General features: G+C 56.4%; 18 protein-coding genes and 1 pseudogene. 10 read left to right on the top strand and 9 right to left on the bottom strand.

Annotated elements, in window-relative coordinates:
- The first annotated feature begins 1 nt into the window (after position 1).
- The 3 genes from Z946_RS0116140 (at position 2) to Z946_RS0116150 (ending at position 3229) form a co-directional block, all read left to right on the top strand.
- Positions 2–1570, top strand: a complete 1569-nt coding sequence (locus tag Z946_RS0116140; RefSeq protein ID WP_025056759.1) for an HNH endonuclease signature motif containing protein — start codon at positions 2–4, stop codon at positions 1568–1570.
- 87 nt (positions 1571–1657) lie between these two features.
- Positions 1658–2839 (top strand): cytochrome P450, encoded by a 1182-nt coding sequence (locus Z946_RS0116145; protein ID WP_025056760.1) that lies wholly within the window; start codon positions 1658–1660, stop codon positions 2837–2839.
- An 87-nt stretch (positions 2840–2926) separates the two neighbouring features.
- Entirely contained in the window at positions 2927–3229 is a 303-nt protein-coding gene (locus tag Z946_RS0116150; RefSeq protein ID WP_025056761.1) for a hypothetical protein, read from the top strand.
- A gap of 53 nt (positions 3230–3282) precedes the next feature.
- Here Z946_RS0116150 and Z946_RS0116155 read toward each other — a convergent pair whose 3' ends face one another.
- Entirely contained in the window at positions 3283–3489 is a 207-nt protein-coding gene (locus Z946_RS0116155; protein WP_025056762.1) for a cold-shock protein, read from the bottom strand.
- Positions 3490–3650: 161 nt separating this feature from the next.
- Here Z946_RS0116155 and Z946_RS0116160 point away from each other — a divergent pair, with 161 nt between their 5' ends.
- Positions 3651–3974, top strand: a complete 324-nt coding sequence (locus tag Z946_RS0116160; protein WP_025056763.1) for an ArsC/Spx/MgsR family protein — start codon at positions 3651–3653, stop codon at positions 3972–3974.
- A gap of 27 nt (positions 3975–4001) precedes the next feature.
- Here Z946_RS0116160 and Z946_RS0116165 read toward each other — a convergent pair whose 3' ends face one another.
- The 6 genes and pseudogenes from Z946_RS0116165 to Z946_RS0116190 all read right to left on the bottom strand — a co-directional run.
- The gene (locus Z946_RS0116165) at positions 4002–4547 is read right to left on the bottom strand and encodes a DoxX family protein (RefSeq protein ID WP_025056764.1); all 546 of its coding nucleotides are present in this window, start codon (positions 4545–4547) and stop codon (positions 4002–4004) included.
- On the bottom strand, positions 4544–5302 hold the full coding sequence (locus Z946_RS0116170) for an HvfC/BufC N-terminal domain-containing protein (RefSeq protein ID WP_025056765.1): 759 nt from the start codon (positions 5300–5302) through the stop codon (positions 4544–4546). The genes Z946_RS0116165 and Z946_RS0116170 overlap by 4 nt, the downstream gene beginning before the upstream one ends.
- On the bottom strand, positions 5299–6147 hold the full coding sequence (bufB, locus tag Z946_RS0116175; RefSeq protein ID WP_025056766.1) for an MNIO family bufferin maturase: 849 nt from the start codon (positions 6145–6147) through the stop codon (positions 5299–5301). The genes Z946_RS0116170 and bufB overlap by 4 nt, the downstream gene beginning before the upstream one ends.
- 66 nt (positions 6148–6213) lie before the next feature.
- Positions 6214–6516, bottom strand: a complete 303-nt coding sequence (locus tag Z946_RS0116180; RefSeq protein ID WP_025056767.1) for a BufA1 family periplasmic bufferin-type metallophore — start codon at positions 6514–6516, stop codon at positions 6214–6216.
- 216 nt (positions 6517–6732) lie between these two features.
- Positions 6733–8679 carry a threonine--tRNA ligase gene (thrS, locus tag Z946_RS0116185; RefSeq protein WP_025056768.1) on the bottom strand — a complete coding sequence of 649 codons (1947 nt, stop codon included), beginning with the start codon at positions 8677–8679 and terminating at the stop codon, positions 6733–6735.
- Between the two features lie 348 nt (positions 8680–9027).
- Positions 9028–9978: pseudogene (locus Z946_RS0116190) on the bottom strand (MFS transporter); the annotation flags it as partial.
- Positions 9979–10097: 119 nt separating this feature from the next.
- On the opposite strand from Z946_RS0116190, the gene Z946_RS0116195 reads away from it, so the two are divergent.
- Together Z946_RS0116195 and Z946_RS0116200 are read left to right on the top strand one after the other, a co-directional pair.
- Positions 10098–11366: an MFS transporter gene (locus tag Z946_RS0116195; RefSeq protein WP_025056770.1), complete on the top strand. Its 1269-nt coding sequence runs from the start codon at positions 10098–10100 to the stop codon at positions 11364–11366.
- Positions 11367–11471: 105 nt separating this feature from the next.
- Positions 11472–11717, top strand: a complete 246-nt coding sequence (locus Z946_RS0116200; protein ID WP_025056771.1) for a hypothetical protein — start codon at positions 11472–11474, stop codon at positions 11715–11717.
- On the opposite strand, the gene Z946_RS0116205 is transcribed toward Z946_RS0116200, so the two are convergent.
- Both Z946_RS0116205 and Z946_RS0116210 read right to left on the bottom strand, forming a co-directional pair.
- Complete coding sequence (locus Z946_RS0116205; RefSeq protein WP_025056772.1) at positions 11714–12145, bottom strand: MAPEG family protein; 432 nt, start codon at positions 12143–12145, stop codon at positions 11714–11716. The genes Z946_RS0116200 and Z946_RS0116205 overlap by 4 nt on opposite strands.
- A gap of 12 nt (positions 12146–12157) precedes the next feature.
- Positions 12158–12904 (bottom strand): ArsR/SmtB family transcription factor, encoded by a 747-nt coding sequence (locus Z946_RS0116210; RefSeq protein WP_025056773.1) that lies wholly within the window; start codon positions 12902–12904, stop codon positions 12158–12160.
- Positions 12905–13018: 114 nt separating this feature from the next.
- On the opposite strand from Z946_RS0116210, the gene Z946_RS0116215 reads away from it, so the two are divergent.
- Genes Z946_RS0116215 through Z946_RS0116230 form a run of 4 tightly spaced genes read left to right on the top strand, consistent with a single transcriptional unit; the run spans position 13019 to position 15136 of the window.
- Complete coding sequence (locus Z946_RS0116215; protein WP_025056774.1) at positions 13019–13768, top strand: alpha/beta fold hydrolase; 750 nt, start codon at positions 13019–13021, stop codon at positions 13766–13768.
- Positions 13768–14037: a hypothetical protein gene (locus Z946_RS0116220; RefSeq protein ID WP_025056775.1), complete on the top strand. Its 270-nt coding sequence runs from the start codon at positions 13768–13770 to the stop codon at positions 14035–14037. Before Z946_RS0116215 ends, Z946_RS0116220 begins: the two co-directional genes overlap by 1 nt.
- Positions 14037–14465, top strand: coding sequence for a VOC family protein (locus tag Z946_RS0116225; RefSeq protein ID WP_025056776.1), 429 nt, complete (start codon positions 14037–14039; stop codon positions 14463–14465). Before Z946_RS0116220 ends, Z946_RS0116225 begins: the two co-directional genes overlap by 1 nt.
- Positions 14465–15136 carry a hypothetical protein gene (locus Z946_RS0116230; RefSeq protein WP_375782152.1) on the top strand — a complete coding sequence of 224 codons (672 nt, stop codon included), beginning with the start codon at positions 14465–14467 and terminating at the stop codon, positions 15134–15136. The genes Z946_RS0116225 and Z946_RS0116230 overlap by 1 nt, the downstream gene beginning before the upstream one ends.
- The last annotated feature ends 13 nt before the right edge of the window (positions 15137–15149 follow it).

A 15149-nucleotide genomic window follows, 5' to 3' on the forward strand; every position in this document is an offset into this window, starting at 1 on the left:
TATGGCACAGACAGTAAATATTGATGCAATGATCCCAAGAGCTGACTTTCGAGACGTAGATGATCATGAGAGTTCAGCATCCAAGAAAATTAGCGACATTAGTTTATCCCAGCTTACGCCTGACTCTTTCCTTGTGCCTAGCTTACGTAAACCTGATTTCCAAAGAGAGACGACCCAATGGACTCCAGATCAAATCGTAAAGTTTTTAGAGAGTTTTTTGGACGATGAGCTAGTTCCTTCAGTGATCTTATGGAAGTCTAAGACCTATTATTTCGTTATTGATGGTGCGCATCGCATGAGTGCGTTGTTGGCTTGGATCAATGATGACTATGGCGATGGTGTAATGTCCAAGAACCTATATGGAGACGATATCTCCGAGGAACAAAAACGGATAGCGACACGGCTGAGAAATAAGGTGCGTTCGACTGTCGGAAGCTTTGCCGACATGAAAAAAGTGATGCTCGATTCCAGTAAGGCTGGAACTGACGCTCGTTTGTTGGCTCGTGCGGCTAGCGCAAAGACAAGGTCTATTGACCTGCAGTGGGTCGAGGGTGATGCGGAAAAGGCAGAAGCTTCCTTTTTCAACATAAACAAACAGGGGACACCGCTGCATGCTACGGAGGAACGCTTGTTGCGAAATCGCGATAAGCCGATTGCAATCGCATCTCGGTCAATAGCGAGGGCGGGAGCAGGACATAAGTACTGGAGTTCTTTTGAGGAAACCGTCCAGCAAGAGATAGAAGAAAAGTCACGGGAGGTGCATGGACTATTATTTTCTCCAGAACTCAGCTTTCCAATAAAGACTCTCAATTTACCGCATGGAGGGCAGTCATCTCCGCTGACGGCCTATAATCTGCTGATGGACTTCCTTGCCTTCTCCATCGTCGGTCATGATCGCAAAGATGAAACAAAAAATCTTTACCAGTCTGACCAAGATGGGAGTGCGACGATTGAAGCACTTAATAGCTGTATACGTGTATTGAAGAGAATGACGTCTAATGAGTCTAAAAGCTTGGGCCTTCATCCAGCAGTTTTCTTCTATAGCGAAAGGGGCCGTCATCTGGACACGGTCTTTTTGGGCTTTGCAGCTGCAATAGCAAAAGCAGTCCGAAATAACGACAGCAGTTATTTCAAAAAGTTCACAGCCAACCGAGAATTGATTGAAAAAGTTTTCGTTGATCACAAATTTTTGCTTTATCAAGCAAATTCACTTTTTGGATCAAAGCAGCGCGTCACGAGATGGCAGGCTTTCTTCGAAAAAATTGTCGCACCAGGGGCGATCAAAGAGAGTTTCAGACAGAGCGAATTATTGGTGCTTCTTGACCTCAAAGACAAAGTGATTGCTGAGAGCGCCAACGAAAGCGGCAAAGCATTTACCAGCGCAACAAAATCAGCTATATTTTTGCAGAAGTCATTGGATAGCGCTACTAGATGTCCTGAATGTGGTGGCAGGGTCCACGTGGAGAAAGCAATTCAATATGATCACATCAAAGGCAAGGCGACTGGTGGAATGGGCACCGTCGAAAACGGTCAGATAACTCATCCTTTTTGTAATTCTATTAAAAACTAATATTCAAACGATAAATATCTGCGGTGCTTAGAGGATGCACAGGGGGGTATGCTAGACACCCCCCTCTAAAACACCCAAACTCCCCCCATGTTCAACCTCGCCAATCCCCCCGAAGGTTTCACCGAAAACCCCTTTCCGCATTACGATGATTTGCTGCAAAACAGCCCCGTCACGCCCCAGCCTGACGGCTCTTTCCTCATCACCAAACACGCCGATCTGAACGCCATCTACCGCGACACGACCCTCTATATCTCTGACAAAAAACAAGCCTTTGCGCCCAAGTTCGGCGCCGGCACGCCGCTCTTTGAACACCACACGACCAGCCTCGTCTTCAACGATCCGCCGCTGCACACCCGCGTGCGGCGGATTATGACTAGCGCGCTTACCCCCAAGGCGCTTGCGCGGATGGAGCCGGGGTTGATCGACACCGTCGACACGCTGCTTGATGAAATGCCGCAAAGTCCTGATCTGATTGAGGATTTCGCCTCCACTATTCCCATCCAGATCATCGGCAATTTGCTTGATATTCCCATGTCCGAACGCGGCCCCCTGCGGGATTGGTCGCTCGCCATCCTCGGCGCGCTGGAACCTGTGCTGTCGGATGCGCAACTGGCCGCCGGTCACACTGCGGTGCAGGAGTTCAAGGCCTACCTGCAAGACCTGATCGCCCGCCGCCGTGCTGCACCGGGTGATCCTGACACTGATGTACTGACCCGTCTGATTGCCGGTGATGACACAGGCCAGCTGACCGAAATCGAGCTGATCCAGAACTGCATTTTCATCCTCAACGCGGGGCACGAGACGACGACCAACCTTATCGGCAGCGGCCTTGCCCTGCTGCATGACCACCCCGATCAAAAGGCGTTATTGCTGAATGACATGTCGCTGATCGACACTGCGGTGGAGGAGGTTCTGCGCCTGCGTTCCCCCAACCAGTTCGGCAATCGCGAGACCACGGCCGAGGTCGCGTTTGGCGGATATACCATCCCGTCCGGTGCCAACCTGCACCTCTGTATCGGGGCGGCAAACCGTGACCCGGACGTGTTCAAAGACCCCGCGCGGTTCGACATCACCCGAAAACCCAACCGGCATCTGGCCTTTGCCGGTGGCCCGCATGTCTGTGTCGGCCTGACGCTTGCGCGTATGGAAGGGCGGATCGCCATCGCACGCTTTCTGCGCCGCAATCGCGATTATGCGCTATCCGATGATCGCATATCTGGTGGCCGGATCAGGTTTCACGGCTACACCTCGCTGCCTGCGACCCTCTAAGCCCAAGAAAAGACTGGACTTGCCCGCCCCCGCACGGCAAGCTTGAGCGCAGAAAAAGCGGTGAAAACAACTAAACGAGGGAACCTCATGCGTCTCACAACCGGAGCACTTGCAGGCGTTGGCCTGTTGCTGACCACTCTTATGCCTGCCCAGGTTGCGGCAGAAGCCAAGATTTATCCCTATCACGGGGCCAACTACTGCCCTGCGGGTCTGCAACCTATTACGATTTCCGGTGTGATTTGCTGCGGTCAGCCGAACCAGCATATGAGCTATCAGCAAGCGCTGGCGCACCCTGTCGCCAAGAAAAAGCGGCACTACAAGGTCAAGCGCGTCGTACGCTCCGCGCGCCCAACCTGCCAGCCTGGTACGAAAGGCTGCTCGGATTACTGAGCGCGCGTACAGTTAGGATTGATTTGGCCCCGCAGGAGACTGCGGGGTTTTTCTTAGGCCAGCGTGATGTTCGACGCCATCTGCCGCCCGTCGCGCCCTTCCGCCAGTTCGAAGTTGACCTTCTGATCATCGGCAAGACCTGTCAGACCAGATTGTTCGACGGCTGAAATATGGACAAAAACGTCATTGCCGCCGCCGTCCGGTGCAATAAACCCATATCCTTTTGTGGTGTTGAACCACTTCACGGTGCCTGTTGGCATAGTTTCCGTGCCTCCTGTGACTTTGACTTCAACCTGCCCGAAGGCAGGCGGTGGGTGCCACTGTCATGCACACAGTGGCATAATTAAGAGATCGCGCATTATTGTAAAAAATCAAGGAATCGGTGCAAGTTCTTTGGAAAATTCATTAAGGAAAATGAGCTGTGCTTATAATTTACGGTCTTAGGAATTGTGACACCTGCCGCAAGGCGATGAAGGCGCTGCCAGAGGCGCGCCTGTGCGATGTCAGAGAGGATGGCGTGCCTGACGAGGTGCTTGCGCGTGCGATCGAGCAGTTCCCTGATACCATCCTCAACACTCGGTCCACAACGTGGCGCGGGTTGGATGAGACGGCCCGTCAGGCGGATAAGATGTCGCTGCTCAAGCAACATCCTGCCCTTATGAAGCGGCCGCTGATCTCTGTGGCCGACTCTCTTTTCCTGTCTTGGAACAATGAGGTAGAGGCCGAAGTTAAGAGTCGACTTTAAGTAGCGAGTGGCGCTGGCCCGTATCTGTCACTCGGTGCGTGGTTTAAGTGCACGATCAAAGGATAGCGGCCCGGCACCTTTGAAAACCAGAACCAGAAACAGGAAGACCCACAGCGCGCGTTGGTCAAGAATGATGGCATCTGGAAACCGGTCAAACCATGCGCCGATTTCGCCAGCCTGACCATGGCCGTAGATGTCTGTTAGCGATTGGACGGTCACAAAGCCGATCATTCCCAAAGCGGCAAGCCGCGTCAAAATGCCCAGCACGATCATCGCCGGCAAGAGAAACTCTGCCCATGTTCCAGCGAGTACGACCAGCGTGTGGAAAGGGGATAGGGCGTCTGTGTCATAACCGGCGGCTTCCAAGGCTTTGGGAAAGATCTGGGCGTAGGCACCAACGGATGGTGTCCAGATGCCTGATATGCCTTCTCCGATCTTTGTGAGGCCAGAGTTCAGGAAATAGACCATCAGGATCGCGGCAAAGAGAAAGCGTGCCGAAGTTGGTAGCAGCCAGCCTGCTGCGCGGTCCAGAGCGTCCGAGAGCGATGCGTAGAGCGACAGAATTGAAGTCATATTAGGTCCTTGTGGTGAATTTCTGCAAAGGCACCTGTGGATAGGGCCAAGGTCAGGCTGGTTGTCAGATCGAAATCGGCGTGCGCACTGCACGCGGTATCATGGGCCGCGCCAAAAGAAGCCCCAGAGTGTAAGGATTTCAGCCACTGCACGGCACCGGGTGGCAGCGCATGGGGGGCAGGATCAAACGCAGGCCGCGTGATGAGCACGTCTTGCCCCAGTTTTCCGACAGGTGGCGCATCGGCGCTTTGATTAAAACGCCAAATGTCAAAGAGGGGCCACCGCGATGGAATGATCTGCGTTGCGGGTGCAAGTGAGACAGTGGCCTCTGAAAGGGCGTCAGGGTGTAGTGTTTGCAGAGGCGACGGGTCGAAGGGCGGAAGGTCCGCAGCATGATAGGCTGCACGCAGTCCAATATCCAACCGGGCGGCATCAGGCAGGTAACCGATATGGGAAAGCGGCGCGAAGCTGGCCAGAAACGCGGGAAATTCGGCGCCATAGAACATCATAAGCGGCGAGGTTGGCGGATGCGCCCGAACAAACAGTCGCGCCAATTGTCCAAAGTTCTGCGAACCGATTAGCTTTTCCACAAGGGGGAAGGCTGTGTGCATGGCCTCAATCAAGGACACCGTGACGTTGTTGCGGTAGACGTCGTACCTTTTGCCCGCTGCTCGATTGGCTCCATCCTCTAGACCGTTAGGCGATGGGCACTCCGGATCAAGCAGACCGGCACGGAAGCTGGCTTGTCCGGTCACGGAACCAGAACACCGGAAACACGAAGCGCCTCTGATTTTAGGGTGTTCCAGTCAGGGACATCGTTGTCCCACTCCACCAAAACCGGTTTTGGCCCTGTCTGCGCAAGGGTGTATTCAAGAAGCGTCCAGACCGGATCAGAGACCGGCGCATCGTGGCTGTCGATCAGCAAAGGTGCGCCGTGGTCATCCGTATCTCTGTCATGGCCGCCCACATGAAGCTCGCCGACTTGGTTTGTCGGGTAGGCATCTATGTAGTCTTGAGGGCTGACACCCAGATTTGTGGATGAAATGAAGACATTGTTCACATCCAGCAAGAGACCGCAGCCGGTTTTGTGCGTAAGCTCTTGCAAAAAGTCGGTTTCGGACAAGGTAGATTCAGCGAAAGCCAGATAGCTGGAGGGATTTTCCAGCAACATTCTGCGCCCCAGAACATCTTGAACCTGAATGATGTGGTCTGCGACCCGCGCAAGTGTGGCTTCGGTGTATGGCAAAGGCAGGAGATCGTTCAGAAACTCGGCCCCATGGGTCGACCATGCTAGATGCTCAGAAAAGCTGGCTGGCCTAATCCAGTCACACAGCCGCTTCAGGCGGGCGAGATGGTCGGTGTCCAGGGGCTCTTCGCCACCGATGGAGAGACCGACGCCGTGGACAGAAATTGCAAACTGTTCTGCCAACGCAGAAAGCTGTGCGAGCGGTCGCCCACCATCGCCCATATAATTCTCTGCATGAACCTCAACCCACTCTACGGGACCGGGGTCGGACTGCAGTGCGGCGAAATGTTGGGATTTGTACCCCACACCGGGGGCATCGGGCAGTGTTTCAAAGGAATGAGACGTGTCGCGCATGAGGCGTCTTTCTGTCTGTGATCCTATAGGTGCTTCAGGCGATGGGTACCGCCTGAAGCAAAACTCTTATGCTGGCAGGTCGCGCTCAAGCGGCTCAAGAGAACCTGTGCGGCCCGTGCCGTCTGCCATCTGGGGCAGGTCGATCTCGGCGCAGGTGCCTGCGTCTACAAGCGTCCAAGCGTTGCCTTGATAGTCGGTGACTGAAGTGCCTGCGCAGGTCGTGCCGGGGCCTGCGGCGCAGTCGTTTTCGCCGGCAAGCGATACGCCGTAGCATTTCTCTTTGGATGCAGCGTCTGCTGTGGTTGTCTGAGCGGCCATTGCGGCGGCGACGGCACCGGCGATTGCAACTGTTTTCATTGCGTTGGACATGTGATCCTCCTTTTAAAACTCACATTCGGTGTGATGAACTGACTAAAACATGTGCAGAATATCAATGCCACTCACGACAGAGTGTGTCACGTTCCTGTTAAGATTTGCGATGAAAAATCGGTTATTTCACTCTATTTCGCCGAACTGGCGGCTGGAATGTTTCAGGTGCGGCTGTCGCGACATGCCGCCGCACCTGTATTGTTACAATGGGTCTTCTTAGCGCAGATCGGGCGGTGTCGCTTCATCCGCTAATGTTACAGTCATCTCAGCAAGCGGTTGAACGGACGTTTGCTTTTCACCAAGACGACGTACGGAAACGGTTTTTTCCTCGACCTCACGCGCGCCAACGGCCAGGATGACGGGCACCTTACCAACGGAGTGTTCACGCACCTTGTAGTTAATCTTTTCATTGCGTGTGTCTGCTTCGGCCCGCACGCCGGCTTTGCGCAGCGTGTCGACAACTTCTGCGACGTAATCATCAGCCTCTGACGTGATAGACGCCACGACAACCTGACGAGGGGCGAGCCAGAACGGCAATTTGCCCGCATGTTCTTCGATAAGGATGCCGATGAAACGCTCGAATGAGCCAAGGGTCGCACGGTGCAGCATTACGGGGCGGTGTTTGCCGCCGTCGGCACCGATATATGTCGCATCCAGCCGCTCTGGCAGGACAAAGTCGACTTGATGGGTGCCGCATTGCCAGTCACGGCCGATGGCGTCCGTGAGCACGAACTCCAGCTTGGGGCCGTAGAACGCGCCTTCACCGGGATTGAGTTCCGGCTCGATCCCCGCGTTGCGTGTGGCTGACAAAAGGGCGGCTTCCGCCTTGTCCCATACCTCGTCCGAGCCGGAGCGTTTTTCGGGTCTGTCTGAGAACTTCACGCGGAAGTTTTCAAAACCGAGGTCGCGGTAGATGTTCGAAAGGAATTCGATATAGATCGCGGTTTCACTCTCGATCTGGTCTTCTGTGCAGAAGATATGCGCGTCGTCCTGTGTGAAGCCCCGCACCCGCATGATGCCGTGCAACGCACCTGACGGCTCGTACCGGTTGCACGATCCGAACTCGGCCATGCGCAGCGGAAGATCGCGGTAGGATTTCAGACCTTGTTTGAATATCTCGACGTGGCAGGGGCAGTTCATGGGCTTGAGCGCATTCACAGCCTTTTCGCGTGCGTGCTCTTCGTCGACTTCGACGATGAACATGTTTTCCTGATACTTTTCCCAGTGACCCGATGCTTCCCACAGTTTGCGGTCCACAACTTGCGGTGTGTTCACCTCGACATAACCGCCCGCACGCTGCTGCCGGCGCATGTAGTCCTGAAGCTGGGTGTAGATCATCCAACCGTTGGGGTGCCAGAAAACCTGACCCGGTGCTTCTTCCTGCATGTGGAAGAGGTCCATCTCGCGGCCCAGCTTGCGGTGGTCACGCTTGGCGGCTTCTTCCAGCATGTTGAGGTGGGCTTTGAGCTTCTCCTTGCCGGTGAAGGCCACGCCGTAGATCCGTTGCAGCATGGCGCGGTCGCTGTCGCCGCGCCAGTAGGCACCAGCGATGGACATCAGTTTGAAAGCGTCGCCAGGCACCTGGCCTGTGTGTTGCAGGTGAGGACCACGGCACAGGTCCTGCCAGTCGCCGTGCCAATACATCCGCAGCGGTTCGTCGCCCGGAATGGCGTCGATCAATTCGACCTTATAGGGTTCGTTATTGTCTTCGTAGTGCTTGATCGCGCGGTCGCGGTCCCAGACCTCGGTGCGGACGGGATCACGCTTGTTGATGATCTCTTTCATCTTCTTTTCGATCAGGCCGAGGTCTTCTGGCGTGAAAGGCTCTGCGCGGTCAAAGTCGTAATACCAGCCGTCCTTGATGACAGGGCCGATGGTCACTTTGGTGTCGGGCCAGATTTCCTGCACGGCGCGGGCCATGATGTGGGCCAGGTCGTGGCGCACCAGCTCATTGGCCTGGTCTTCGTCGGCCATTGTGTGGATGGCGATATCGGCATCAGCTTCAATGGGCCAGGCCAGATCAAAATGCGCACCATTCACGGTGGCGCTGATGGCTTTCTTTCCAAGTGATTTGGAGATGTCGGCGGCAACTTCGCCCGCAGTGATACCTGCGTCGTAGCTGCGTGCATTGCCATCGGGAAGGGTGAGTGAGATTTGAGCCATCGCTGGGCCTCCTCGTCAGTTTGGCGCCCACGAGACGCCCGGTTGCGGGTTATGTGTGCCGCTGTTTGCCTCTATGGATCAGGCACGTCAAGAGCGCAGCGCTTGCGCTCAGGCAGATGTGGTATTCGGGTCGGTGTAGGGCACCGGAGCCCGGCGCGCTGAAATGGTCAGATGGATGAGGGCAAGCAGGGCGGCCAGACCGGCAAAGAAGCCAAGCGATGTGATCCCGAATTGGGCCAGCACCAAGCCGCCGAAGGCAGAGCCGATGGCTGCGCCCACATAGATAGCTGCCGCGTTCAGCGCCAGTACCACCGGCGCGCGCGGACCTGCGAAATTGATCAAACGCATCTGCTGCCCGGCCATGAAGGACCAGCCGCTGACAGCCCAGACCACGCTGAGTACACCAAGCAAGGGCGTGCTGAACGGGAGCAGTGAAAAAAGCGGCATCAAGGCGATCTGCGCAAAACAAAGTCCAGTCAACGTGCGGTGCCAGCCATAGCGGTCCGCCAGCATCCCCCCGAGGATGTTTCCTCCGACAGCGCCTAGACCGAACATCACCAGAATAAAGGTGATGCCGTCCCTGCCGTATCCCATGGTTTGGCTAAGCAGGGGCGCGATGTAGGTATAAAGAACGTATGTCGATCCCAGAAATGTACCGGTAAAGGTGATGGCCAGCATTGTGCGAAAATCGCCCAGTGTCTGGCCCAGGTCAGACATCCGCACAGGTTGAAACCGCAGGCCCGCAGGGACGCGGGTCCAGATCAGCCAGATGCACGGCAGGCTAAGCACGATCACCACGCCAAAAGCATAGCGCCAGCCGATAGAGTAGGCGATGTAACTGCCCGCAGGTACGCCCGCGACCTGAGCGATTGTCAGGCCAAAGAACACAGCTGCCAGCACGCGTGCGCGCTGGTCCGGGGCATAAAGGGCTGCGGCAACTGCCGCGGCGACAGGCGTGAACATGCCTGCGCCGGCGGCCGCGACGATCCGGCTGAGCACAAGCATACCAAAGCCCGGTGCCAATGCGGCCAGGATGGCGGCAATCGTAAAAAGGACAAAGGCAGCAGTCATCACGCGGCGTCTGCCGATCTGGCCGGTCAGCGCAACCAGCACAGGCGACATTACTGCGTAAGCGAGCGCGTAGACGGTCATCAACTGTCCGGCCTGCGCAGGTGTGCGTCCGATGTCCTCGCCCAAAGGTTCGATCAGGCCGATAATCACAAAGGCCCCCATCCCGATCACGAAATTACACGCTGACAGGACAGGAATGAGCAGGCGATCGGGTTTTGTTTCAAGCATGATGTCAGCGTTATCAGAAGGCGGGGGCGACACAACAGGCTGGAGAATGCGGCAGGTTGCCCTACGTCACGTCACCAGACCTGTCCGAGTTATGTAAAACCGCAAGAAGAGGCGTATCCATGTCCCCGTCAGACACTACAACGGCCCAGCAGGCGTTCGAGACGATCTCCGGCGCGGAAAAGACCCCGGACAAAGCGCATGCCCGCAATGGTCTGCGCCACATCGCGTCCCTTTCGATGACGAAAGTCGCGGATGGCCTCATTGATCCGAAACTCGTCCTTGCGTGGCTTTTGACGTCGCTTGGTGCGCCGGCTGTATATGCGGGTGCCTTGGTGCCGATCCGTGAGGCAGGCGCCCTGTTGCCGCAGATGCCCCTGGCGTCGGTCGTGCGCAGGACTTCCTTGCGGAAATGGATCTGGGTTGCAGGCAGTGCGGGGCAGGGCGTTGCAGCAGGACTGATCGTGCTGGCAGCCCTATCTCTGGAAGGCGCGGCGGCCGGTTTCGCAATCTGTGCCGCATTGGCGCTTCTCGCGCTATGTCGCGCGGCCTGTTCAGTCTCCTACAAGGACATCCTTGGGAAGACGGTTCCCAAATCGCAGCGGGGTTCGGTAACGGGCCTTGCGGGATCGGCCTCCGCCATCGGGGTCGTGGTGTTTGCGGTGCTGTTGATCTCGGGGCTTGTGCAAAGTCGCGGGGTGGTCATCGCGGCCATCGCACTGGCCGCAATCCTTTGGGTTGTCGCTGCGTTGCTGTTTTCACGAATGGAAGAGGACCCCAGTGAAAAGACCGGTGCCACGGGTGCAGGCTTTGCCCTCCTCAAGGAGAAACCCGAATTGCGCAGCTTTATCCTTGTGCGCGGCTTGCTTGTTTCGACCTCACTGGCACCACCCTATCTGGTCGTGCTCGGCGGGCAAGGCGCAGAAGAGACACTGGGCGCATTGGGTGCCCTTGTTTTGGCATCAGCCGTGGCGTCATTCCTCAGCTCTTATGTCTGGGGGAGGTTCGCGGATAAGTCTAGTAAGACAGTCCTAATGCTAACAGGCATCCTTGGCGCGGCGTCCATGCTGTCGGCCGTGGCGCTTTGGGCGGTGGGACTTGCGACACAGGTTTGGGCAATGCCCGCGGTGCTATTCGTTCTGATGATTGCCTACCACGGCGTACGGCAAGCCCGCTCGACCTACCTTGTAGACCTCGCGCCGGAGGACCAACGCGCGGCATATGCGGCTGTTAGCAACACGGTGATCGGCAGCTTGCTTTTGCTCGCAGGCGTTGTGGGCGGCGGGGCAGCGCTGATCGGTGCGCAGGCGACGCTTGTTGTGTTTGCCGTGATGGCGATTGCGGCGGCGGGCGTGGCGCTGCGTCTGCCTGAGGTCGAGGAAGGGTTCTAGGTCGGTGGAAGTATGCCTATGTATACGTTGACTGCGACTAGAAAGCCGCTATTTACGACAAAGCCGCTGACCCGTACAGCACTGCCAATTTACATGGGGACCGCAATGTCGAGCTATAATCGTACTTTCAATCTGTCCATCGAAGATGTCGATCTGATCGAAGAGGCGTTGCGCGCGCGTGGGCGCGAACTGTGCCGCATGCGGCTTGCGCTGGGCGATGACAACCCCGCCAACCTTGAATCGATCCGGGTAATCGAAGAGGATCAGCGCACGGGCGAGGAATTGCTGGGCCGGCTACATGGCCAAAAGGTCTTTTACCGGCCCAAGACAAGCGTTTACGTCGGCGGCTAAGGTGCTGCGGCAAAGACCGCATAGCCCATCAGCAGACAACAGATCCAACCACCCAGAAATAACAGCGGGCGTAAGGGCAACCTTGCGCCCGCCGTAATATAGCCAACTGCATGCGCCACGCGGAGCCAGAAAAAGGCAATCGCGGTCCAGTAGGTAAGGGCGGAAAAACCGTCCATCCGGTCTACCAGCAATACAAGTACCGCAAAGGGTATGCCCTGCTCCAGCAGGTTCAAATGCGCGCGCCATGCCCGCTGCACCCAAGGACGCTGCTGTGTCGGATCGGCGATACGGATAAATCCATCTGGCGCATCACTTGGAATTGATCCCGCAGGCGCTGTGTTGACGCCGACGATGTAGGGTATCCACATGGATGCTGCCATCAGGGTAAGGCACGTCAGAATGCCAAGCTCGGTGGGAAAGGTTTCCATCAAATTGATCCTCTACATTGCCGCTTTCATGCCGGTGCCGGTCTCAAGCCATGACTTGAGCGAGGCCGCCAGTCGGGCCCAACCTTCGGCCACACCGTCCTGGCCTTCGGGGATGTCGTAGTGTTCGATCGTCAGCTTGCAGGCGTCGCCTTGAGGCTCAATGATAAACGCCATGCGCGAGGCAGGGGCGTCCGGCCCGAAGAAATGCGGCTCGAACGTAGCTTCGATCCTTGTTTTCGGCTCCACCTTTATCGGACGTTGGGACAACATCTTGTTCCCGTCTGGTAAGATCCAGACAAGGTTGCCGCCCTCGACAGCTTCACCTTCTACGCGGTCACACATGAAGTGATAGGCCGCCATACTGTCCGGATCGCTTAAGGCGTCCCACAAAGCGTCCTGCGTGCAGCGGATGAATGTCTGCATCATAAAATCGGGTTTGGTCATCGTATCGTTCCCTTCGAGTGTTGATTTTAGGTTCAATACTGCTCTCGCTGCCGGTTTTACGCGCATCGGCTCAATCCAGCGGTCTATGGTTTGTTGCAGGGGGACGGCGTTCAGATAATGGAGTTTGAACCGTCCTTTTTTGTGGGTCACGACCAGTCCTGCGTCTTCGAGCACACCAAGGTGCTTCATCACGCCAAAGCGGGTCATATCCAGCAGTTCCGTCAGTTCTTGCAATGACTGACCGTCCTTGCGGCGCAAAGCGTCAAGCAAGGTACGGCGGGCCGGATCGGCAAGAGCTTTGAAAACTGCGTCCATGGAATCGTTTATACGTGAGTAATTAGTCACGTGACAATATGGTAACTTATAAATCTGATGGTTGTGTCCGAGGTGGACCCCGCGCATGATCCAGCAAAACATGAAGGAGCTTACATGGGCGAGACGCAGTTTCTGTCAACAAAACAAGGGCGCAGGCTGGCCTATCATCACACACCGGGGAAGGGGCCGACGGTGGTGTTTCTGGGCGGGCTGAAATCTGACATGGAGGGCACAAAAGCTGTCTTTCTGGAGGATTGGGCACGCAAAAACGGGCGGGCTTTCCTCCGATTTGACTACTCAGGCCATGGCGAATCGTCGGGCGCGTTCACCGATGGAAGCATCGGCGACTGGGCAGAAGACACAGCAGAGGCTGTCGGGGCGCTGACCGAAGGGCCACTTTTGCCGGTAGGTTCTTCGATGGGAGGGTGGCAGGCGCTGTTGCTGGCGCGGGCGCAGCCTGCGCGGGTCGCTGGCCTGGTGACAATCGCTGCCGCGCCGGACTTCACCGAAGACGGGTATTGGGCTTCTTTCACAGACGCGCAGAAGCGCGAGCTGGAGCAGGAAGGCCATATCGAGTTGCCCTCGGATTACATGGAGCCCTATATCATTACAAAGAGGATGATTGAAGACGGGCGCAAGCAGTTGGTGCTAAGAGCGCCTCTTGATCTCCCGTTTCCGGTACGCTTCCTTCAGGGGACCGCGGATACGGCAGTCTCCACCTCGACCGCAGTGAAGTTGCTTGAGCATGCTAGCGGGCCGGACATGCATCTGCGACTGGTCAAGGACGCCGATCACAGGTTTTCGGATGGTCCATGCCTAGATCTCATCCTTCAGGCAATAGATGAGGTTGATCGGGCAAGTTAATGAAAGATTTCGTTAAATTCGTGTGTTTTATTGTTAGCATCACTTTTCTCTGCGGGGCTGTACTCCACCTCTTCGGTCCTTACGATGACGACAATCTGACCGCCGAATTTGACGAACCTCAGATGTCGGTAAGCGTGTCGGGCTATTTCACCGCGCAGGAAACACTGTTCGAAGATATCATCTCTGGCGTGCAAAAGCGGCCCATCATGTCACCGACGCAGACGGACGGCGTTATTGCCGGTATACTCAGCCGGGCGAGGAGACTTTGATGGAGCAACGGATATCTTTAATCACACTTGGTGTGCGCGACATGGAGCGGCAAGCGGCGTTCTATGACGCGCTTGGTTGGCAACGTGTCGAAACCCAGGATGGTGTGATCGCATATGATCTGATCGGGCAGACACTTGGGCTTTACCCGCTGGAAAAGCTGGCCGAGGACATCGGCGTTGACGTGGATGCTTTGGGATGTGGCGCGATGACACTTGGCCATAACGTGCCATCGAAGAAAGAGGTGGGCCAGATCATAGCGCGGGCCAAGGAGGCAGGGGCTAACGTTCTCAAACCAGCAAGCGATGTGTTCTGGGGCGGGCATCATGGCTACTTTGAAGATCCCGAAGGGCATATCTGGGAAATCGCGCATAATCCTTTCTCGCCCTTGAGTGACAAGGGTGCGTTCCGCTGGAACGGGTTTGGCTGATGCGTAAACCGGCCAGCATGTGGAGCCTTGAGACGTTCGGCCGACAGCGACTTTCACGGTACTTCTTCATGCGGGATTTTATGTATTCTGAGATATCGGGGTTCCACGGTTTGCCGAACTTGCCTGAAAACCCTGATCTTGTGCTCGAAAACGGAAGGGCGTTTTGTACCGCGTTGCTTGACCCGCTGGAGGAAACGTTCGGGCGTGTCGCAGTGCGGTCCGGCTACCGGTCTCCTGACCTGAACCGCTATGGGAACGAACATAAACTCAACTGCGCACGCAACACGCACCCGCTTGAATGCCATATCTGGGATCGCGGGGCGGGGGATGATGCGATTGCCGGTGCCTCCATTGTGGTTCCATGGTTCGCGGATCAATACGACCAGGGCCGCGACTGGCGCGATTTGGCGTGGTGGCTGCATGATCATCTGACCTATTCGGAAATGTGGTTCTTTCCGAAACTTGCGGCGCTGAACCTTGTCTGGCGCCCACAACCGTGGCGAACCATTTCCAGCTATATTGCACCGCGTGGCCTGTTGCTGCGCAGGGGCGAAACCCCGACCGAGCCGCTTGAGAAGCGGCGGGCGCGTTATGCTGATTTCCCGCCTTTTCTGGGGTTGAGGCCGCCCTTGGCCCCGGCGTATGGTGCGGCTGGACCGTCCGGTGAATAAGGCGAACGGATCC

The organism is Sulfitobacter noctilucicola (genome assembly GCF_000622385.1).
GTDB classification, from domain to species: Bacteria; Pseudomonadota; Alphaproteobacteria; order Rhodobacterales; family Rhodobacteraceae; genus Sulfitobacter; species Sulfitobacter noctilucicola.